Source organism: Streptomyces filamentosus (genome assembly GCF_014654895.1).
In the GTDB taxonomy this organism is placed as follows: Bacteria; Actinomycetota; Actinomycetes; order Streptomycetales; family Streptomycetaceae; genus Streptomyces; species Streptomyces filamentosus.
Map to the genome: position 1 here is coordinate 950,688 of NZ_BNBE01000001.1, position 21,732 is coordinate 972,419.

The following is a 21,732-nucleotide window of genomic DNA, read 5'->3' on the forward strand; positions in this document are numbered from 1 at the left end:
GCCACGGGGGCGCCTGGAGGAACTTTCCGTCCGGCAACGGAAATTGGTGAGCTGTGAGCCAGATCGTCGTCAAGCGCCCACCGCGGGCCCTGCCGTCCGAAGTGCCCGACGAGCAGGTGCAGTTGCAATCTCCGCCGGAGCTGCCCCGCGGCCAGCAGGAGGGTGCCCTGATGCAGCTCCTGCCGATGCTCGGCATGGGCGGCTCGGTGGTCTTCTTCTTCATGACGCCGAACCCGATCATGCGGATCATGGGCATGGTGATGATCGCGTCGACGGTGGCGATGGCCATCGCGATGCTGGTCCGCTACCGGCGCGGGACGCAGGGGCAGCTCGCCGACATGCGGCGCGACTACCTGAAGTACCTGGCGCAGACGCGGCGCTCCGTGCTCCGCACGGCCCGGCTCCAGCGGGACGCGCAGTTCTACCTGCACCCGTCGCCCGAGCAGCTGTGGGCGCTGGTCGCCGAGGGCAGCCGGATCTGGGAGCGGCGGATCGGGGACCACGACTTCGGCCAGGTGCGGGTGGGCCTGGGCAGCCAGCAGCTGGCGACGCCGCTGATCGCGCCCGAGACGGCGCCGGTGGACGAGCTGGAGCCGCTGACCGCGGGGGCGATGCAGCAGTTCCTCTCCGCGCACGGCACCCTGGACGGCCTGCCGATGGCGGTGTCGCTGCGGGCCTTCTACCACCTGACGGTGAGCGGCGAGCCGGAGGCGGCCCGCTCCACGACCCGCGCCATGGTGGGGTCGCTGGCGGCGCTGCACTCCCCCGAGGACCTGGTGATCGTGGTCGCCACCGGGGACGAGGCGGCTCCCGGGTGGGAGTGGACGAAGTGGCTGCCGCACGTGCAGGCGGCGGGGCCCGGTGACGGGGCGGGCAGCCGGCGGCTGATCACCACGGACGCGCGCGAGCTGGAGGACCTGGTCGCCGACCGGCTGGAGGGCCGGCCCCGCTTCCAGGGCCCCGACCATCCGCTGCTCGACTTCCCGCACCTGGTCGTGGTGCTCGACGGGCAGTCGGTGCCGCAGACCTCGGCCCTCGCCTCGCCGGAGGGCGTCCAGGGCGTGACGATCATCGAGGTCGTGCAGGGCCGCGCGGGGGCGCGCGGCGACCTGTCGGTGGTGGTGGAGCCGGGCGCGCTGCGCCTGGAGTCGGGGCACGGGCACGTGTACGAGGGGGTGCCCGACGGGCTGGGTCCGGACGCCGCGGAGGCGCTGGCCCGGCAGCTCGCCCCGCTGCGGGTGGCGAGCGGCGCGGACGACGACGAGCCGCTCCTCGCCAACCTCGACTTCACGGACCTGCTGAACCTCGGCGACGCGGCCTCGGTCGACGTGGCCCGCACCTGGCGGCCGCGGTCCCGGTCGGAGCGGCTGCGGGTGCCGATCGGCGTGGGCGAGGACGGCGTCCCGGTGATGCTGGACCTGAAGGAGGCGGCGCAGGAGGGCATGGGCCCGCACGGGCTGTGCGTGGGCGCGACCGGTTCCGGCAAGTCGGAGCTGCTGCGCACGCTGGTCCTCGGTCTGGCGGTGACGCACTCCTCGGAGACGCTGAACTTCGTCCTCGCGGACTTCAAGGGCGGTGCCACCTTCGCGGGCATGTCGCAGATGCCGCACGTGGCGGCCGTGATCACCAACCTGGCGGACGACCTGACGCTGGTGGACCGGATGGGCGACTCCATCCGCGGCGAGCTGAACCGGCGCCAGGAGATGCTGCGCGACGCGGGCAACTACGCGAACATCCACGACTACGAGAAGGCGCGGGCGGCCGGTGCCCCGCTCCAGCCGATCCCCTCGCTGGTCCTCGTCATCGACGAGTTCTCCGAGCTGCTGACGGCGATGCCGGACTTCATCGAGATGTTCGTGCAGATCGGCCGGATCGGCCGGTCGCTGGGCGTGCACCTGCTGCTGGCCTCGCAGCGCCTGGAGGAGGGCAGGCTGCGCGGCCTGGAGACGTACCTCTCGTACCGGATCGGTCTGCGGACCTTCTCGGCGGCCGAGTCGCGGGCGGCGATCGGCGTGCCCGACGCGTACTCGCTGCCGAACGTGCCGGGCTCGGGCTATCTGAAGTACGGCACCGACGAGATGGTGCGGTTCAAGGCCGCGTACGTCTCCGGCACGTACCGCAGCAACCAGCACGCGGTGGCGCCGGGCGGGCCGCTTCCGGTGGACCGGCGGCCGGTGCCGTTCACGGCGGCGCCCGTGCCGGTGCGCTACCTGGAGCCGGCGGAGCGGGCGAAGGTGCCCGAGGCGCGGGAGCCGGAGGACGACGCGCTGGCCGACTCGGTGCTCGACGTGATCGTGCGCCGGCTGGAGGGGCGCGGCGTCGAGGCGCACCAGGTGTGGCTGCCGCCGCTGGACAACCCGCCGCCGCTCGACTCGGTCCTGCCGGGGCTCGCGGGCGTGGAGGGCCGGGGGCTGACGCAGCCCGGGTACGAGGCGGCGGGGCGGCTCGTCGTCCCGCTGGGCGTGGTGGACAAGCCGTACGAGCAGCGGCGCGACACCCTGTACCGGGACTTCTCCGGTGCCGCGGGCCACATGCAGATCATCGGCGGCCCGCAGTCCGGCAAGTCGACGCTGCTGCGGACGCTGATCTCCGCCTTCGCGCTGACCCACACCCCGCACGAGGTGCAGTTCTACGGTCTCGACTTCGGCGGCGGCGGCATGGCGTCGGTCGCGGGGCTGCCGCACGTCGGCGGGGTCGCGTCCCGGCTCGACCCCGAGCGGGTGCGGCGCACGGTGGCCGAGGTGTACGGCATCCTGTCGCGGCGCGAGGAGTACTTCCGCGCCGCGGGCGTCGACTCCATCCAGACCTTCCGGCGGCTGCGGGCCCGGGGCGACATCTCCGTGGCCGACCAGCCGTGGGGCGACGTCTTCCTGGTGATCGACGGCTGGGGCAACTTCCGCACCGAGTACGAGGGCCTCGAACCGGCCGTCGTCGACATCGCCGCGCGCGGTCTCGGCTACGGCATCCACGTGGTCATCACGGCCTCCCGGTCGATGGAGGTCCGCGCCAACCTCAAGGACCACCTGATGAACAGGCTGGAACTGCGGCTGGGCGACACGATGGACTCCGAGCTGGACCGCAAGATCGCCGCCAACGTGCCGACGGGCGTCCCGGGCCGGGGCCTGACCCCGGAGAAGCTGCACTTCATGGCGGCCGTCCCGCGCATCGACGGGATCAGCTCCGACAGCGACCTGGCCGAGGCGACGGCCGCGATGACGCAGGAGGTCACCCGGCACTGGGCGGGGACCGCCGCGCCGGAGGTCCGGCTGCTGCCGCGCGAGCTCGACGCGCACGCGCTGCCCGCGGGACACGCGGAGCCGGGGCGCGGGGTGGCCTTCGCCATCGACGAGAACAACCTGGAGCCGGTCTTCGTCGACTTCGACCGGGACCCCTTCTTCCTGGTGTTCGGCGAGAGCGAGTCGGGCAAGTCGAACCTGCTGCGGCTGCTGATCAAGCAGATCTCGGAGCGGTACGACGGGAGCGCCGCGAAGTTCTTCGTCATCGACAACCGGCGCGCGCTGCTCGACGTGGCGCCGGCCAGCCACCTGGCCGAGTACGTGCCCATGTCGAACAACATGGAGCACCACGTGGACGCGCTCGCCGACCTGATGCGGCGCCGGTCGCCGTCGGCGGACGTCACGGCGCAGCAGCTGCGGGACCGCAGCTGGTGGTCGGGGCCGGACCTGTTCGTGGTGGTCGACGACTACGACCTGGTGTCCACGTCGAGCGGCAATCCGCTGGCGAAGCTGACGGAGCTGCTGCCGTTCGCCCGGGACGTCGGCGTCCGCTTCATCATCGCCCGCAGCGCGGCGGGCGCCAGCCGGTCGTCGTACGAGTCGTTCATGCAGCGGATGATGGAGCTCGGCGCGCAGGGCCTGCTGCTCTCCGGCGATCCGCAGGAGGGCGACGTGCTCGGCGGCGTCCGGATGCGCCCGATGCCGGCCGGCCGGGGCATCTACGTCTCGCGCCAGCGGGGCAATCCGCTGGTGCAGACGGGGCGGATGCCGGAACTGTGAGGACGGCGGCGCTCGTCTTCGGGGCCGTGGCGGTGACGTCCACGGGCTGAGCGGGCGGGGCCGGGGTGGCGGGCCGCTGCTCTGGAGGCGGTGGGCCGCTGTTCCGGAGGTGGTGGGTTGCTGTTCCGGAGGCCCCGCCCTCCCGGAGGCGCGGTCCGGCGGACGGGCCCGCCCGTGCGCCGCCCTCTGCGGGGGGAGGCTCGCGGTGAATCGTTTTCTCGGCGCCCGGGATTCCGGGCGGATGGGATCCCGGGCGGATGGGATCCCCCGGTGGACGGGATCCCCGGTGGACGGGATTTCCGCCGGCACAGAGCAGCATCGGATGAGATCGAACCGTAAGGAGTGGTGCCGTCCATGGGATGGGACGAGTGGGACCAGCTGAAGTCCGCGGCGGCCGAACGCGATTCGGCCCGGATGCAGCTGAACGGGCTGCCTCCCGAGGACCGGCCGAACGCGGGCAGTGCCTCGGGCGGCTTCCTGAAGGTGAGCCAGCAGGACCTGGCGGCCATCGGGGACGAGGCGTTCAAGCTGTACAACCGGCTGTGGAAGGAGGCGCGCGTCACCTCGACGGACACGACGGCGTCCGACCTCAGCGGGCAGGGCTTCGCGCTCGGCGGGGCGCTCTCGCACGTGTCGACGCGGTGGGACAAGCAGCTCGGGTCGGTCATGGACGCCTGTGCGCTGATCTCCAACCACATGGACTTCACGCAGAACGCGCACGCCGGTGACGAGATCTTCATCGAGCGGCACGTGAGCAGCATCCAGACCCTCGACTCCGGCTTCGACGACGACTGGGCCAAGGCCGGCAAGCCCAACGAGATCTACAAGCCGGACCCGAAGAAGAAGGACTGAGGGCCGGGGCCGCGCGCCCCGGGCCGCAGGCCGACGACCGAGGACCAGGAGCAGGGAGCAGGGGGACCAACCCATGGATTTCGAAGCGCTTCATTCGGCGAACTTCAAGACGCTCGACGACACGGTCGGCGACTGGACGAGCATGCTGACCAAGCTGGAGGCCCTGAAGAAGGACGCCAACGACGGCCTGCACAAGAAGGCCCTGGCGGCCGACTGGGCCGGCGACAACGCCGTCATCTCGCGCGAGTTCGTGGGCAAGACCGCAGGCGAGTTCGGGGACGCGGTCACCCAGGCCACGTCGATCCGGAACATCATGCAGGACACCCGGGACGACCTGAAGGCGCAGCAGCGCCTGCTCAAGGACGCGATAGAACGCGGCCGGGGCAAGAACCTCACCGTCACCGTGTCCGGCGGGTCCTTCACGGTCAGCGAGAACCCCGACAAGAAGGCCCCGAACGGCCAGAGCGACGTCGACGCGCTGCGCGACGAGCTCGACGGCATCGTCAGGGCCGCCACCGAGATCGACACCAGCGCCGCCACGGCCCTGAAGGCCCTCGTCGACCTGACGGACCACGGCTTCTCGGACGCGGCGTACCAGGACCGCGACTCGGCGGTGAACGCCGTCAAGGAGGCCGAGAAGCTGGCGGCGCTCGCCAAGAAGAAGACCGAGGACCTGACCCCGGCGGACTTCGACGCGCTCAACGCCGGGCTGAAGAAGTACTCCGGCGACCCGATCTTCGCGGAGCACTTCGCGACCACGCTCGGCCCCAAGCAGACCCTGGAGTTCTGGCAGGGGCTCAACGACCCCCGCCTCGCGTACAAGGTGGGCAGCGAGCGGGTCGACCAGTACGACGACCTCCAGAAGAACCTGAGCCTCGTCCTCGCCTCCGCGACCCAGGCGGACTCGCCGGAGATGTCGCGCTGGAAGTACGACATGATCAACCTGGGCGACCAGCAGATCGGCAAGGGCGGCACCACCCAGGGCTTCCAGGTGATGAGCAACCTGATGCGCTGGGGCAACTTCGACGACCAGTTCCTCAAGGACTACGGCACGAAGCTGATCGACACCGAGAAGAAGGCCACGGACAACGGCCGGCACAACCCCATGATGTGGCAGCACATGGGCATCGATCCGCTCCTGAACCGCACCGGCACCGACTCCGGTTCCGACCCCATGACCGGCTTCCTGGCGGCGCTGTCGAACAGCCCCGACGCGGCCACCGACTTCTTCAACTCCGACTTCGTCACGAAGGACGAGGACCACGACTTCAAGGAGGAGGACGGCAAGAAGGAGAAGCGCGCGCTGACCAACTTCGACTACCTCTTCGAAGAGCGCGACTGGCCGCAGGACTCGAACGACAAGGGCAAGACCAGCACCGAGGGCCGCAACAACCTCGCGATGGCGCTGGAGGCCGCGACGACCGGCCACCCGGCCGGCCAGATGCCCACGGAGGAGACCCCGCCGCACAACAAGGACCAGGCGGAGCTCATGCAGAAGCTCGTCGCGTCGGTCTCCGACGACCCGGAGCGGCTGACCAAGTACAGCTACATGTCGGACAGCATCGGGCAGATCACCTCCGAGTACCTCCCGGACATCAACCGGGCCATGTCCGACGACAGCCGCGGCAACACCGACAAGCTGTTCCCCGTCGCGGGCACGGCGGCGGACCTGGAGCACTCGGACGTCACCCGCCTCCTGGTCACCCTCGGCCAGGACCCCAAGGCCAACGCGGCCGTCGAGGTCGGCCAGGCCGCGTACCTGGGCAGCCTCATGGACTACCACCTCAACCCGAACACGCCGGAGGAGCTGCGCTACCCGCAGTCGCCGCAGGACACCATCGAGGAGATCTCGCGGCGGTCGGCAGAGGTCGGCGGCTCTCTGGCGGTCGGCCGCCAGGAGGCGATCGTCGGACCGGCGGCCAAGGAGGCCAAGGACTTCGCGGACAGCGTGGCCCAGCAGAAGAACGCCTGGTCCGGCGCGATCGGTACGGGCATCGGCGTGGGCGTCAGCTTCGTCGCCACCCCGGTCGGCGGAGCGGTGGCCAGCGGTGTCGCCGGCACGGTCAGTTCCATGGTGCTGGAGCACATCTTCCAGCAGTCCGAGACGGACGTGCTGAAGGACGCGGGCAAGGACGCGGCCGTCCTCTGGCAGGACAGCAAGGAGAAGAACGTGGAGATGGCGCAGATCGCGGCGGAGGAGGCGGCAAAGGCCCACGGTCACCCGTACGCGAACCAGGTGGCCGACTGGGCCAAGTCCGGCAACGACGACGGCTACAACGACGCCTCGAGCAACACGCGCCACATGGCCGACGATCTGGAGACCGAGATCCAGCCCGGCTGACGCTCCTCCTCTCGGGGCCGTGCCGCTTCATGGCACGGCCCCACCGCCCCCGACCAGAAAACACGTGATGAAGCACGCAAAGGCACGAACCCTGACCGCCCTCGCGCTCGCCCTCCTCGTCTCCGGGTGCTCCGGGGCGAAGGAAGAGGAGAAGCGGGCCTTCCAGGTGCCGGACTCCCTCTGCGGCACACCGGTCCCCGCCGCGCTGCTGTCACCCCTGCTGCCCGCGGGCGGCGACAAGCTGGAGGTGAAACGACGCCACCCCGGCATGAAGGGCGCGCTGAGCTGCGACGTCGTCGTCGACGGCACCACCGACCTGGGGGTCGACTGGGAGTGGCGGGAGACCGGGACCGAGCCGGGCAGGATCGCGCGCGAGAACCCGTACGTGAAGCACGACACGTACGAGAGCGAGGACGGCCGGTACGTCTACGCGGACCGGGGCGGTGTCATCCGGGTGGTCTGCGAGCCGGTCGTCGAGCACCGCAAGGGCGAGGCGGAACTCTTCGCCCGTGTCATGGTCTCCAACGAGGGCAGGTCGGACGCCCAGGCGGTGAAGAACCTGCTGGTGGGTTACGCGGAGGCGTTGTCGGCTTCGGCCGAGTGCGTCCAGAGGTAGGGCGTGCGGGCGGCGGACGGTACCGGTCCGCCGGCGGAAACGCGACGGGGTGGGCGGCGGACGGCGCCGGTCCGTCGCCGGGAACGCGACGGGGTGGGCGCCTCCCGTGCACGCCCACCCCGTGTGTTCGGCTCGCGCCGTGCGGCTTCGGCCTAGAAGAAGCCCGCGGCGCGCTTGTCGCCCGCCTGGTAGGCCGGGGCGGCCTGGCGGACGGCCTTGGAGATGCCCTGGAGCGCGGTGTGGATCGCGCGGGTCTCCTGGTCCCACTTGGCGTGGGCGCCGTCGGCGGCGGTCTTCGCCTCGCCCTCCCAGGTGCTGGAGACCGAGCGGATGCGGGTCTGGATGTCCTCCAGAGCCTGGTCCAGACGCTTGGCCTGCGCCTCGATCTGGTTCGCCGCGTCGTCGAGCGAGGCGTACGTGACAAGCATGATGCCGTCGTTGCCGGCCATGTTCCCTCCGGGTGTCGGTGGTGTCGTTCAGGTGGGGTGGTGCGGTGGCTCCGACCCGGGGGTCAGAGGCCGGCGATGCCCGAACGGGCCGCCTTCTCGGCGCCCGCGTCGCCGGAGAAGCCCGCGGTGACGTCGACGCCGCGCAGGGCCGCCTCGACCTCGTCGTCGGTGTTGCTGGACGTGGTCCGGGTGACCTGGATGGCCTCCTGGAAGTTCAGCATCAGCTTGGCGATGCGCACCATGCCGTTGTTGATCTCGGTCTGCTTGGCGTCGAACGCGCCGGCGCCGATGCCCTTCCAGCGGCCTTCGAGGCTGTCGATGACGCCCTGGAGGGTCTGGAGCTGGCCCTTCACGTCCTCGAACTTGCGGGTGAGCTCGTCCTGGAATTCCTTGAGACTCTGATCGCCGACCTTCAAGACTGACATGTGTCGCTCTCCCTTTCTCGGGTTCTCATTGAGGAAGCCGCGTCCGCGCGTTGGCCCGGACGCAGTTCGGTGGGTGGGGGCGGTCCGCCCGGTGTCAGGCGGTGCGCCGGCGCCTCGCGAGCGCGAAGCCCGCGCCGGCGAGGACGACCACGACGGCGGCCGCAATGCCGATGACGAGGCCCGTGCCGCCGCCGTCCTCCCCCGCGCTCGCCGCGTTCTCGGTGGAGCCTGCCACAGCGGTGCCGTCGGTCGGCTTGCCGTCGGGGGCTTGTGCCGAAGTCGTTGCGGAGGGGGCGGACGAACCGGCCTCGGAGGGCGCCGCCGCCGAGCCGCTCGGGTCCGCCGACGGGGTCGCGCCGCCGGTGGCGGCGCCGCCCGTGGACTCCTTGGTCAGGGGGTTGATGTTCGGGTCGCCGGGCTTGCCGAGGCCGCGGGTGATGTGGGCGTTGGGGCGGATGACGCCGTAGCCCAGGTAGTTGCTGACCGTGCCCGGCTTCCAGTCCTCGCCTCGGCCCGCAGACTCGAGCATGGCTCTGAGGACCTGGTTGCCGGTCCAGTCGGGGTGCGCGGACCAGACGAGGGCGGCGGAGGCGGAGGCGAGGGCCGTGGCAAAACTGGTGCCGCTGCTCACGCAATAGCTCTGGAGCTTCTCGTCGCACCAGTTGGGGATCTCGCTGCCCGGCGCGGCGATGTCCACGAAATCGCCGTGCTGGGAGTAATCGCCCACCTTGCCGTCCCGGCCGGTGGCAGCGACAGCGATCGCTTCCGGGTAGGCAGCCGGGTAACTGTCCTGGCTGTTCCCCTTCTTCGCATCGTTGCCAGCGGCGGCGAAGACCAGCTTGCCCTTGTCCTGAGCGTACTTGACGGCCTTCCGGATGGCGGAGTTGTAGTACTCGTTTCCCCAGGAGATGTTGATGATCCGCGCGTCACTGTCGGCGGCGGCCTTGATCGCCTGCTCCATGTCGAAGGCGTTGACGGCCTGCTGGTTCTGGAGCTCGGTGTCGCTCACCCGATACGGAATCACCTTGGCGTCCGGGGCGAGCCCCTGGATGCCTCCGCCCGCTCCGGATCCGACGATGATCTCGGCGATGGACGTTCCGTGGCCGGTGTAGTCGTCCGTCTCGTCGCCCTTGGCCTCGGCGGCGTCCCAGCCCTTGAGGACCTTGCCCTTGAGAGAAGGGGTGTCCGGGTCGACACCACTGTCGATGACGGCGACCGTGATGCCCTTGCCTGTCGCCTTCTTCCAGATCTCCTCGACGTGCATGGGCCCCAGGTACCACTGCTGCGACCGTGCGTCGGCGGCGACCGCCGCCGGAGCGACCCCGGCGAGGACCGTCGTCAGCGCCATGGCGCCGAGCAGCGCCCGCCGAAGCCTGCCGCTCTCGATCATTCGTGCCGTCATCCTGACTTCCGAGCCTTCCGGGGGGGGTTAGTCGATCACCGGCGGCACGGCGCCGCGCCGACGGTTCGTCCAGGTCTCTTCGTCTTCCGTGAGGTAGTCGGGGCGCGAGGAGCGCTCGCGGTCCTCTTCATCACGGTCCGGACGCTGGTTCCCCCGGCCGGCCATGCCACGCGGACTGCCGACCACCCCGTGGGAGCTGGGGGTGCCACGGCCCGCGGGGCGCTGGGGGCCCTTGCCGTTGTTGGCGCCGACCACTCCGGCCTGGCTGGGGCGCGCCCCGGCCGTGCGACCGGCGGCCGGGGTCTCGCCGCCGACGACGGTGCCCCGGGGGATCCGCGATCCGGTGTTCCCGGAGGTGGCGCGCTGCTGCGTGCCGCCGACGATGGGGTTGGTCCGGGCCGTGCGGCCTGCGGCAGACTGCGCCGGGCCGCCGGGGCGGCCGGTCTGCGGGGTGGCGCGTCCGGCCTGGGCGGACTGGGCGGTGGCCGGTCCGCCGGCGCGGCCCATGGGGCCGTTGGAGCGGCCCGTCGCCGGGGAGCTCGCCGGGTTGCCCGAGCGTCCCATGGCGGGGGAGTTCGCCGGACCTCCGGAGCGGCCCGTGGCGGGGGTGCTCGTGGGGTTGCCCGCGCGGCCCATCGCCGGGGTGCTGCGGGGGCCGCCGGTGGAGCGGCCGGTCGCCGTGGAGGTGGTGGGGCCGGTGGAACGGCCCAGGGCCGTACGGCCGGTGGCGGTGCGCGGCCCGGTGGTGGTCTTGGGGCCTCCGGCGCTCGGCGGGGTGCCGAGCGTGAACGGCGGAGCCGGTGTCGGCCCGGTCTGGTTGGGCGTCGTCGGGGTCGGCATCGACGGCGGCGCGTTGTTCGGGAGCGTCGGCGCCGGAGGCGTGGCCACCGTGTCGATCTGGACCCGGGTGTCCGACGGTCGCTCCTCGACCGGCCGCGAACCGTCGAGCTGGTCGCCGGTGCGGGGCATCGGCTGGGTGGTGCGGCCCTCGGCGGCGCTGACGGGTCCGGAGGACTCGCTCGACAGGCTGCCGCCACGAGACGTGCTCGAACCCGAGCCTCCCGACGAGCCTTCGTCCATTCCCCGCCGGCCGGACGGCGGCGGCACCGCCGCCTTGTACGACTCCGGCGGCTTCGGCATCTGCTGTCCCGCCAGGGTGCTCTGCGACACCGCGTAGAACGAGGCCAGGCGGTTCATCTGGTTGATGGCCTCCTGGCGGTCCTTCTCGACCCGGACGGCCTTCTCGTACTCCTCTTTCTTCTCGGTCTTCTCCAGTTCGGTGAATTCCGAGGGCTTCTTCTGGACGGCACGGGTGTCGCGCGGCGGGGCGGCGCTGCGGACCGACGCCAGGCCGGTGCTGGCGACCTTCATCTGGGCGCCGGCCGCGTTGGCGACCTTGCCGATGTCCCAGGCGTAGGTGACGACTTCGGAGCCGTAGCGCTGGAACTCGGTGGCGGCCTCGCCCTTCCAGTCGACGCTGCCGACGAAGCTGTGCAGCTCCTTCGCGGCCTCGTTGAGGGACTTCGTCGCCTTCTCCAGGGCCTCGCCGGCCTGTTCCAGGTCGGCAGGGTTGGCGCTGTCGAGGAGGTCGAGCATCGCGTTGAGCCGATGGCCGTCGAAGGACGTCGAGCCGAAGACGCTGCCCTTGGGACCGAGGCCGAAGGGCAGGATCTCGTCCAGGTTCTCCAGGACGTTCGTCATCCCGTAGGTGGCCTGGATGTCGGCCGTGTCCTTCGCCTGGGCCTGCTCCTGCGGCGTCAGGTTCGGGTCCGCGGCCGGGTTCTTCTCGTCACTCATCGGTCGTCACCCCATGTCCGTCGTGCCGTGCTGGGCGTCTCCGCGCTGCGACGCGGGCTGCTCGGGCTGCTCGGTCCGCGCCAGCTTCTCGCGCTGGATCGCCTGGTCGCGCTCCTTGTCCAGCCGCGCCTGGATCTCGTGGAACCTGCGCCGCTGGTCGTCCTCCACGTTGGCGTAGCCGACGTCGGCCGCGTGGACGCCGATCTGGAGGAGTTCGATCTGGCCGCTGAGGGACTTCGAAAGGGCCACGAGCGAGCCGTGGATCCGCTCGTACTCCGTGAAGAAGCCGTCCGCCTCGGCGAAGGCGATGCCGGTGCCGAGCGATCCGCGCGTCACGCGCTTCTGGTTCAGCGACGAGGCGCCTCCGGCGCCGGCCTCCAGGTCCTTGATGACGCCGTCGACCCGGTCACGGAACTTCTTCAGCGCGCCTACGCCGGTCTCGAGGTCACTCACTTCGGCCACCCCCGTCACGCGTCACGTGAGACACGAGCCAATCCTCCCCGTTTGCTCCTGCTGCCCTGCATTGCGATCGTGGCGACTCGCCGTCCACCGACCGCGCGTCCACCACTCTAGTGACTGCGTATGACAGCCCCAAGTCTCTTGTTCGTCACGAGACTTCTACAGTTCGTTTCCGCCGTTCGACGCTATCAGCCGTGTGCGTCTGCAATGGTCACCGGGCCTTGGCCGTCGTGCGTACCCGTCTGCGGTGGTCGCGCAGGGCCACCGCGGTGCCGGAGATCGCGGCCACCAGGACGCCGCCGCTGACGACGACGTAGGTCGCCAGGCGGGCGGCGCGCTGTTCGGGGGTCTCGCCGAGGGGGAGGGCGGCCGGGGTCGGGGCCTCGGCGCGGGTGAGGCCCTCGTGGGCGACGGGTTTCTCGATGGGCTTGTCGTCCTCGGTGAGGGCGCGGACGGGGTCGACGACGCCCCAGCCGACGAGGCGGTCGTGGCCGGCGACGGAGCGTTCGGCGGTCTGCTGGATCTGGGCGACGATCTGCTCCTGCGTCCAGTCGCCGTGCTTGGCCTTGACGAGGGCGGCGAGGCCGGCGACGTACGGGGCGGAGAAGCTGGTGCCGTTGTCGGCGCAGTGGCCGCCGCCGGGGACGGTGGAGACCATGTCGACGCCGGGGGCGGCGACGCCGACGAAGTCGCCGGACTGGGAGAACGCGGCGCGTTCGTTGTTGCGGTCGGCGGCGGCGACGGCGAGGACGCCTTCGTAGGAGGCGGGGTAGGTGGGCTTGACGTTGCCGCCCAGGCCGTCGTTGCCGGCCGAGGCGACGACGACGATCTCCGCCTCCAGGGCGGCCTTGACGGCCTGTTCCAGGAGCGGGGTGGGCTTCACGGCGTCGGCGGTGTCCTGGGAGATGTTGATGACGTCCGCCTTCTTGGCGATGGCGTGCCGGATCGCCGTCGCGAGGGTCTCCGCGGTGCCGTGGCCGTCGGCGTCGTTCTGCTGGACGGGGATGATGGTGGCGTCCGGTGCCAGGCCGACGAAGCCGGTGCCCTTGGCGGGGCGGGCGGCGATGATGCCGGCGACCTTGGTGCCGTGGCCGACGGTGTCGGTGGTGCCGTCCTCCTTGCCTCGCTTCAGCTTGTAGCCGTTGGCGTCCTTGGCGTTCTTCGGGAGGAGGTTGATCCCGCTCTTCGTGTCGACGGCCCTGGCCAGTTGCGGGTTCTTCACGTCGACGCCGGTGTCGATGACGGCGACGCGGACGCCCTTGCCCGTGGACTGCGCCCAGAGTTCGTCGAGCTGCACGCGCTGGAGCGACCAGGGGCGGCCCTCGTACGGCTTGTCGGGGAAGGTGCACTGGCCGTCGTCGGCCGCCGCCGTGGAGAGCGGCAGGCCGAGGGAGCAGAGGGTCGCGGCGGCGAGGACGGCGGACAGGCGCCCGGACGGGCGCTGCGGGGTCCTCATGAGCCCTGCGGCTGGCGGGCGCCGCCGGTGGAGAGGCGGGGGCCGGTGGGCAGGAAGGTGGACCACTCGGCGGGGACGGGCAGCGGGGTGACGTCCTTGTAGCCGAGGCGGTTCTGGGCCTGCTGGGCCTCGGCCTGGCGGGCCTGCTTCTCCTCCTCCGAGCCGGAGGAGCCGATGCCGGAGTCGTCGGTGGTGGTGTCGCCGTTGGACTGCATGGCGTAGCGCAGGCCGGTGTCGGTGACGAGGAAGAGGAAGCCGCTGCTGGTGGTGGAGCCCTTGAACTGGCGGAAGAGCTGGCCCGATCCGGGGGTGACGTAGGCGCTGCTGGAGCCGGTGGGCAGGGTGGCGGGGAAGTCCTTGCCCGCCCAGGTGCTCAGGGTGGTGCGGCCGTTGTCGGCGTCGACGGCGCGCAGCACGTTGCAGACGGTGTTGCGGCTGCCCCCGGTGGTGGCGGCGTCGTTGACGGGGACCGGTGCGGCCTGGGGCCACTTCTTGTCCTGGCCGAAGGCGGCGCCGGGCTGGAAGGCGCCGCCGCTGGCCTTGGTGGCCTGTCCGGCCTGGCCGAGGGAGACGAGCTGGCGGCTGTTGAGGAGGAGTTTGGCCACGAAGTCGGAGACGGGGGCGACCCGGTCCTGGAGGACGACGTACATCTGCCGGTCGGTGCCGTCGGTGGCGGAGAGCACCATGCCGACCTTGTCGACGGCGGCGGGCAGGCCGTCGGCGTCGGAGGGGGCGCCGGGCCGTCCGGGAAGGGTGGGGAAGGTGATGGTCTCGCCCTTGTGGAGGGTGTTCAGCCATGCCTCGGAGACGCGCTGGGCGGCGCGGCCCTGGCCGACGAGCTGGCGCAGCAGCAGTTCGTCCTTGTCGACGGGGTACGCGGTCCCCTGCGCGTCGACCACGTAGCGGGTGCGGTCGGGGCCCTCGACGTACAGCAGCTGGCCGCCGGTGAGGCGTTCGGGGCCGTCGGTCCTCGCCTCCTCGCGGGCGGCGAGGACGAAGGCGGCCTTCTGGATGGCCCGGCCGCCCTCGCCGGGGCGCTCGCAGACGGCCCACCGCTTGGCGGCGCCGGCCTCCTTGGGGTCGGGGAGGCGGTCGGGGGCGTAGGGGATGCCGAGGGTGGCGCCGTGCGGGATCTTGCCGCTGTCGAGGACGGATTCGGCGACGTTGATGACCTTGCCCTTGGCGGGGTCGAGGAGGAGCTTCGCCGACGACATGTTGAGGACGGGGTGGAGCTGGGTCTTGTCGCCGGTCTTGAGGACCACGTAGCGGGTGGTCGACTTGCTGGCGATGATGACGTTCTCGCCGGGCTTGTCCCAGTCCTTGGGGGCGACGGGCTTGAACATGCCCCACGCGCCGAAGACGGCGAGGACGACGACGGCGACGACGGCCCCGGGGACGACCGCGCGCAGCGGGCGCGGCGCGCCTTCCTCTGAGCCGCTCGGATTCGGCTGCACGAACTGCGCGACCAATCTCCGCTTCGCGAAGGTGTAGGCGTTCAGCTCGTCGCGTCGTGATGCCATCGGTTGTGTCGTCCCTCTCCCCGCCGGCCGACCAGGTTGCCACACTCGGCGGGTCCGTCCGGTGTCCCGCAGGCCCCTACTATGCCTGGCGGCACCCGTGTCTCACCGCTCAGGTAGGGTGATCGCCCGGTTCAACGCCCAGAGGAATTCGGCTATTACGGACACGAGGGGGCAACGCGGCGATGGGTACGGCGACGCGTGCGCGCGACGGGCGGCGGACCGGCGGACGGACGCCGGGATCTTCCCGACGGCAACGCAGCAACGGCCGGCGTGAGGACCGTTCGGGTCCCGCCTCTCCGGCGGCCCCGCGGGCCGTCCCCGCGACGACGACGCTCCGTCCGCTGTCGCGCACCGGCCGGATCGGCCCGGTCCAGCTCCGTCAGCTGGTGCTCGTGGAGTCGGCGCTGGCGCTGGTGGCCGTGGGCTTCGTGCTGGGCGGCCTCTGGCTCGTCCCCACCTGTGTCGCGGCCGGTGTCCTGATCCTCCTCGCGGTGATACGCCGCCGGGGCCAGGCCGTGCAGGACTGGACGGGGACGGCGCTCGCGCTGCGGGGCCGCCGCCGCGACACGGAGCCGGCCGCGCCGGACTCGGACCCCGCCCTCGCGCCGGTGACGGAGAGCGTGCGGGGCTTCGGCGCGCATCCGTACGTGGACCGGAACCACCGGACCGTGGGCATGCTGGGCGACGGCTCGTTCCTGACGGCGGTGCTGCGCGTCGAGGCGAGCGGCGCGGCGCTGCGGCCGGTGTTCGGCGCGCGTGCCTTCCCGCTGGCGCTCCTCGGCGACGCCCTGGAGGTCGACGACATCGTGGCCGAGTCGGTGCAGCTGGTGCAGCAGGTGCGCCCGGCGCCGGCGCCGCACCTCCCCCAGCAGTCCGTGGCCCGGCTCTCGTACACCCCCCTCCAGGAGCGGACGGGTGCCCCGGCCCTGCGGCTGACCTGGGTGGCGGTGAAGCTGGACCCCGAGCGGTGCAGGGAGGCGGTCGCGGCGCGCGGCGGCGGCCTGGAGGGGGCGCAGCGGTGCCTGGTCCGGGTCGCGGACCACCTGGCGAGCCGGATCACCGGCGCGGGTTTCCAGGCGGTCGTCCTGGACCAGGAAGAAGTCAACTCGACGATCGCGACGGCGGCCTGCACGAGTCCGCACGCCGCCGCCCGGGCGGGCCGTCCGGGTGCGGCGCCGCAGCGGCGGACGGCCGAGACCTCCCGGGTCTGGCGGTGCGACGACCGCTGGCACACCACGTACGCGATCGGGCGCTGGCCCGAGCTCGGCCGGGGTGCGGCTCCGCTGCCGCGGCTGGTCTCGCTGCTGACGTCGGTGCCCGCGTACGCGACGACGTTCAGCCTCACCGTCCGGCGCGGGACGCGTCAGGGCGCGATGGAGATCGGCGGGCACGTGCGGATCACCGGCGGCTCGGACAACGAACTGGTGCGGGTGCGGCGGACGCTGGAGCAGGCGGCGCGCGCCGGGAAGGTCGGCCTGCTGCGCCTGGACCGCGAGCAGCTGCCGGGCGTGCTCGCGACGATGCCGCTCGGGGGCACGCGATGAGGGGAAGTGGTGGAGCGGTGAAGGGGCTGCGCGGGCTGATCGGTCCGCGGCACGCGGGGCACACGGTCCCGGTGGCCGAGCTCGGCGCGCTCTCCCTGCCGGTGGGCGACGACGGCGTGGTGATCGGCGAGGACTCGGAGGGCCGGCCGCAGCTGGTGGGCTTCCACCGCTCGACGGCGTACGACGTCCTGCTGATCGGCGGCCTGTGGACGGCGCAGGTCCTGGCGCTGCGGGCGGCCGCGACCGGGTCCCGGGTCGTGGTGGAGACCGGGCGTCCCCACGCGTGGGTGGGTCTGGCGCAGGCGGCGGGCGCGGGCCTGGAGTGCATCACGCTCCACGACGTGGGCCGGGTGCCGCCGCTGGGCGCGACCGTGGGCAGTCCGGTCGTGGTGGTGCGGGACTGCGGCATGCGGCCGCCGCGCGGGCGGGTCGTCTCCTCGCCGTGGCAGTCCGTGCTGACCCTGCTGCCGTACCTGAGCCCGGTCGCCCCGCGGCTGATGCGCGCGGCGACTCTCGTCGGCGTCCAGCGGGTCTCGCCCCAGGAGGCGCAGCAGACGGGCCGGATCCTGGGCCTCACCCCGCACGAGGTCGACGCGCTGCCGACGCTCGGCGACGGGGTGACGCTGTGGTGCTCCGGCGCGGAGCGGCACTGGGTCCTCACGAACGCCACGGACGCGGAGTCGGGCCTGCTGGGCGCGGCCCGCCGCATGGACTGAGGTCCGGGCCCGTACGGGAACCGGAACCTCGGCCCCCTCCCGCCCCGATCCGCCGAAGGCGCCCCGCGCGCCGGGCGGAATCCCTAGTATTTCTCCAGGTGGCGCGGGGGAAGCCGGTCAACTGGCCCGTGCCACGGGACACATGGTCCGCCGACAGGCCGTGAACGAAAGGAACTCCCATGGGGAGCGCGCAGGAGAAGGACGAGTTGTACGCCCTCGACATCTCGGACGTCGAGTGGATCGGCGCCCCCGGCACGAGCCCGGACGAGGAGCGCGTCGAGATCGCCCACCTTCCGGGCGGGGCCGTCGCCATGCGCTCCTCGCTGGACCACGCCACGGTGCTGCGCTACACGGAGGCGGAGTGGCGGGCGTTCGTGCTCGGCGCGCGGGACGGGGAGTTCGACCTGCGCTGAGCGCCCGGCCCGCCGCGGCCCGGCGAAGACCGTCTCGGACCGGCGGTCGCGCTCCCGGAAACGGGGGACGCGGCCGCCGGTTCGCCGTCCCGCCCACCGGGCAGAACGCCGGACGGGACGGTGGACGGGACGGTGGACGGGACGGTGGACGGGAGACCGGGACGGAGCGGGGGGTGCGGCGCCGTGGGGGACCGTGGGCGAATTGCCGTCGTTTCACGGGGTTTCACCGGAATCACCGATGGATTCGACGGTCTCGTACGGTTTTGGTCCGCGTCGCTCCTCACGCTCCGCCGCACCGGCGTCACCCGGGGAGGACGGGCCTGCCGCGGTGGCGTTGCGGACGTTTAGGGTGGGTGGGGGCGCGGCGGAGGATCCCTCGGAGGGTTCGCCGGGCCCGAGGGGAGAGCCGGCCCGCTCGGCAGTGAACGGTGGCCCCGACGCACGACGGCACGAGGGTGCTCGACCACACCAGGAGGCAAAGTGAACGGCGATCGCGACGACATCCGCGGGGGCTGGGACGTGCCCGCCGACGAGTCCGACGCGGATCCCGCCGAGATGACGGGTGAGTTCACCATCGACTACACCCCTCCCGCCTGGTACACGCAGAGCGCGCCGGGCGGTCCGGAGGGTGTCGGTGTCACTCCCCCGCCTCCGACGGGCGCGCCGGTCCAGGTGCCCGGGGCTCCGCCGGCCGGCTTCCAGCAGCCCGGCTGGACGCACACCCCGCCGCCGCCCGCGCCGGTCCCCGGGCAGTTCCCCGGCCAGGCGCCGGGCCCGCTGCCGGGCCAGGTCCCGCCGCCGGGCGCGTACGGGACGTACGGCCCCGGGGGCGGCGTCCCCGGCGCTCCGGGCGTGCCCGTCGGGCCGCCCGCCCACCCGGCACCCGCTCAGGGCCCGGCCCCGGTGCCCGCTCCCCCGGCGCCCTTCGGCGGCGGGGACCTGGAGAGCGGCGCCACCATGCGCTTCAACCCCGCCGCGCTGCACCCGGACGCGGCCGCGCCGGCCGCGCAGCCGGCCGCCCCCCTCCCGGGCTCCCCCGAGGCGGCGGGCCTGGTCCGCGCCGACGCCCCCGCGGAGACCCGGACGGTGACGGAGCCGCAGACGGAGCGGACGCCGGAGCCGGAGCACCCGGCGGAGACCGCCGCGCCCGCCGACCCGCGCGCGACCGCCGCCCCCGAGGCCGGGGCCGAGGCGGACGGCGACCAGGACGGGGCCGTCACGGCCGAGGTCGGGGCGGAGGCCGGGGCCGGAACCCGGACCGAGACCGACGATCGGCCCGAGGCCGACGGCCGGCCCGAGAACGACACCCGGCCCGAGAACGAGGCCGGTGCCGACGCCGGCGCCGGCCCCGAGGACGACGAGCCGTCGGAAGCCGCGGGCGAGGCCGAGGACCGCGGCACCGAAGCCCGCGGGGACGAGCCCGAGGACGGGACCGAGGCCGAAGCCGGAGCCGGAGCCGAAGCCGGGTCCGCGCCCGAGGCCCCCCTCGCCGACGCCGCCCCCGCCGCGGCCCCCGTCCCCGCCGCCGCGCCCCTCCCCGCCGAGGGCGTTCCGGCCGCCGGTTTCCCCGGTGCGCTGCCGCCGCTCCCGCCGAACTTCCCGGCCGCCTCCCCCGAGGCCCAGCCGGTGCCGCAGGCCGCCCGGCCCGCGCAGCCCGCGCCCGCCGCCCAGCCCGCGCCGCAGTGGCCGGGGCAGCCGGGGGCCGGCGCCCCCGCCCCCGTACCGCCGCAGGGGGGTTACGGCTACCCGCAGGCGGGTCCGGGCGTTCCCGCTCCCGGGCTGCCGCCGCAGGCCCCGGCGCCGGACGCGCCCGCCGGGTACGGCTATCCGCCGCCGCCCGCCGCCGCCCAGGCCGGGTACGGCTATCCGCACCCGGGACAGCCGCAGGCCCCCCAGGCGCCTCAGCCCCAGCCGCCCGCCCCCGGCACCCCCGGTCCGCCGCCGCAGGCCCAGGGCGCCTACGGCTACCCGCAGGGGCCCGGCGCGCCCGGCGAGCTGCCGCCGCAGGGTCCGGAGGGGTACGGGTACCCGCCGGGCGGCGTAGACCCGCGGACCGGGGCGGCCTGGCCGCAGACGGTGACCCACGACCAGCGCGAGCGGTCCGTGCCGGGCGCCCCGCTCGGGTACACGGCGGCCGTCGAGCTCTCCTCCGACCGGCTGCTGCGCAACAACAAGCAGAAGGCGAAGTCGAGCCGGAACCCGGGCGCGGCCTCCCGGTTCAAGCTGGGCGGCAAGAAGGAGGAGCAGGAGCGGCAGCGGAAGCTGGACCTGATCCGCACGCCCGTCCTCTCCTGCTACCGGATCGCGGTCATCTCCCTCAAGGGCGGCGTGGGCAAGACCACGACGACGACCGCGCTCGGCGCGACCCTGGCCACCGAGCGGCAGGACAAGATCCTGGCGATCGACGCCAACCCGGACGCCGGCACGCTCGGCCGCCGGGTGCGGCGCGAGACCGGGGCGACCATCCGCGACCTGGTGCAGGCGATCCCGTACCTCAACTCGTACATGGACATCCGCCGGTTCACCTCGCAGGCCCCGTCCGGCCTGGAGATCATCGCCAACGACGTGGACCCGGCCGTCTCGACCACCTTCAACGACGAGGACTACCGGCGGGCGATAGACGTCCTGGGCAAGCAGTACCCGGTGATCCTCACCGACTCCGGCACGGGCCTGCTGTACAGCGCCATGCGCGGGGTGCTCGACCTCGCCGACCAGCTGATCATCATCTCCACGCCGTCCGTGGACGGCGCCTCCAGCGCCTCGACGACGCTGGACTGGCTGTCGGCGCACGGCTACGCGAACCTGGTGCAGCGCTCGATCACGGTCATCTCGGGGGTCCGCGAGACCGGCAAGATGATCAAGGTCGAGGACATCGTGCAGCACTTCCGGACGCGGTGCCGCGGGGTGGTCGTGGTGCCCTTCGACGAGCACCTGGCGGCCGGTGCCGAGGTGGACCTCGACATGATGCGGCCCAAGACCCGGGAGGCGTACTTCGACCTCTCGGCGATGGTGGCGGAGGACTTCGCGCGGGCCCAGCAGGCGCAGGGCCTGTGGACCGGCGACGGCCAGGGCGGCCTCCCGCCGCACATGGCCCCGCCGATGCCCGGCCAGTACGCCCCCGAACAGCCGGTGCCGGGCCAGCCGTACGCCGGTCAGCCGTACGCGGGACAGCCCCAGCCCGAGCAGCCGGTGCCGGGCCAGCCGATGCCGGGGCAGCCGTACGGCGCTCCGCCCGCGCCCGGACAGCCGTACCCCGGGCAGCCGCCCGTCCCGGGGCAGTACGCCCCCGGTCAGCCCGGCCAGCCGTATCCGGCACCGGCGCAGGCGCAGCCGTACCCCCAGCCGGGACAGCCGCAGCCCGGTCAGCCGATGCCGGGGCAGCCGTACGGCGCTCCGCCCGCGCCCGGACAGCCGTACGCCGGGCAGCCGTCCGTCCCGGGGCAGCCCGGGGAGCCGATGCCGGGGCAAGGCGGATATCCCGGACAGCCGTACGGGCAGCAGCCCCCTCCGCCGGCGGCGACTTCCGGCCAGCCGGGTCAGCCCCCGCAGCCGTACGGGCAGCCGCCGACCGCGGGTCAGCCGTTCGGGCAGCCGCTGCCTCCGCAGGCGCCGCCGCAGGCTCCCCCGCAGGCGCCGCCAGCCCCTCAGCAGTAAGGCGGCACAGGAGTAGACCAATGAGGCCCCGTACCGGTTCACCGGTACGGGGCCTCATTGCATTCCCGCAGC

At 72.9% G+C, this 21,732-nt stretch carries 15 protein-coding genes; 8 read left to right on the forward strand and 7 right to left on the reverse strand.

Features of this window, described 5'->3' with window-relative positions; genetic code table 11:
* The first annotated feature begins 53 nt into the window (after positions 1 to 53).
* The 4 genes from eccCa (at position 54) to IE326_RS04065 (ending at position 7,825) form a co-directional block, all read left to right on the forward strand.
* Positions 54 to 4,016 carry a type VII secretion protein EccCa gene (gene eccCa, locus IE326_RS04050; protein WP_190040842.1) on the forward strand — a complete coding sequence of 1,321 codons (3,963 nt, stop codon included), beginning with the start codon at positions 54 to 56 and terminating at the stop codon, positions 4,014 to 4,016.
* Positions 4,017 to 4,370: 354 nt separating this feature from the next.
* Positions 4,371 to 4,868, forward strand: coding sequence for a hypothetical protein (locus tag IE326_RS04055; RefSeq protein WP_150232184.1), 498 nt, complete (start codon positions 4,371 to 4,373; stop codon positions 4,866 to 4,868).
* A gap of 73 nt (positions 4,869 to 4,941) precedes the next feature.
* Positions 4,942 to 7,209, forward strand: a complete 2,268-nt coding sequence (locus IE326_RS04060) for a DUF6571 family protein (protein WP_190040843.1) — start codon at positions 4,942 to 4,944, stop codon at positions 7,207 to 7,209.
* 67 nt (positions 7,210 to 7,276) lie between these two features.
* Positions 7,277 to 7,825, forward strand: coding sequence for a hypothetical protein (locus tag IE326_RS04065; RefSeq protein WP_190040844.1), 549 nt, complete (start codon positions 7,277 to 7,279; stop codon positions 7,823 to 7,825).
* Positions 7,826 to 7,977: 152 nt separating this feature from the next.
* Here IE326_RS04065 and IE326_RS04070 read toward each other — a convergent pair whose 3' ends face one another.
* From IE326_RS04070 to eccB, 7 genes are all read right to left on the reverse strand, one after another.
* Entirely contained in the window at positions 7,978 to 8,274 is a 297-nt protein-coding gene (locus IE326_RS04070) for a WXG100 family type VII secretion target (RefSeq protein WP_030754007.1), read from the reverse strand.
* 62 nt (positions 8,275 to 8,336) lie between these two features.
* On the reverse strand, positions 8,337 to 8,699 hold the full coding sequence (locus IE326_RS04075) for a WXG100 family type VII secretion target (RefSeq protein ID WP_030754010.1): 363 nt from the start codon (positions 8,697 to 8,699) through the stop codon (positions 8,337 to 8,339).
* 94 nt (positions 8,700 to 8,793) lie between these two features.
* Complete coding sequence (locus tag IE326_RS04080; RefSeq protein WP_190040845.1) at positions 8,794 to 10,101, reverse strand: S8 family serine peptidase; 1,308 nt, start codon at positions 10,099 to 10,101, stop codon at positions 8,794 to 8,796.
* Between the two features lie 27 nt (positions 10,102 to 10,128).
* Complete coding sequence (locus tag IE326_RS04085) at positions 10,129 to 11,898, reverse strand: hypothetical protein (protein ID WP_190040846.1); 1,770 nt, start codon at positions 11,896 to 11,898, stop codon at positions 10,129 to 10,131.
* 6 nt (positions 11,899 to 11,904) lie between these two features.
* On the reverse strand, positions 11,905 to 12,351 hold the full coding sequence (locus IE326_RS04090) for a DUF2563 family protein (protein WP_190040847.1): 447 nt from the start codon (positions 12,349 to 12,351) through the stop codon (positions 11,905 to 11,907).
* Between the two features lie 217 nt (positions 12,352 to 12,568).
* Positions 12,569 to 13,813, reverse strand: coding sequence for a type VII secretion-associated serine protease mycosin (mycP, locus tag IE326_RS04095; RefSeq protein ID WP_190040848.1), 1,245 nt, complete (start codon positions 13,811 to 13,813; stop codon positions 12,569 to 12,571).
* A complete protein-coding gene (eccB, locus tag IE326_RS04100) occupies positions 13,810 to 15,333 on the reverse strand; it encodes a type VII secretion protein EccB (protein WP_190040849.1) in 1,524 nt (507 codons plus the stop codon). Before eccB ends, mycP begins: the two co-directional genes overlap by 4 nt.
* Before the next feature lie 182 nt (positions 15,334 to 15,515).
* Between eccB and eccE the strand changes: the two genes are divergently transcribed.
* The 4 genes from eccE to IE326_RS04120 all read left to right on the forward strand — a co-directional run bounded on the left by eccE (position 15,516) and on the right by IE326_RS04120 (position 21,660).
* Complete coding sequence (eccE, locus tag IE326_RS04105) at positions 15,516 to 16,877, forward strand: type VII secretion protein EccE (RefSeq protein WP_190040850.1); 1,362 nt, start codon at positions 15,516 to 15,518, stop codon at positions 16,875 to 16,877.
* On the forward strand, positions 16,874 to 17,593 hold the full coding sequence (locus IE326_RS04110; protein ID WP_150232169.1) for a hypothetical protein: 720 nt from the start codon (positions 16,874 to 16,876) through the stop codon (positions 17,591 to 17,593). The genes eccE and IE326_RS04110 overlap by 4 nt, the downstream gene beginning before the upstream one ends.
* 179 nt (positions 17,594 to 17,772) lie before the next feature.
* On the forward strand, positions 17,773 to 18,006 hold the full coding sequence (locus tag IE326_RS04115; RefSeq protein WP_150232167.1) for a DUF397 domain-containing protein: 234 nt from the start codon (positions 17,773 to 17,775) through the stop codon (positions 18,004 to 18,006).
* Positions 18,007 to 18,486: 480 nt separating this feature from the next.
* Positions 18,487 to 21,660, forward strand: a complete 3,174-nt coding sequence (locus IE326_RS04120; protein ID WP_229915198.1) for an SCO5717 family growth-regulating ATPase — start codon at positions 18,487 to 18,489, stop codon at positions 21,658 to 21,660.
* Positions 21,661 to 21,732 lie beyond the last annotated feature (72 nt).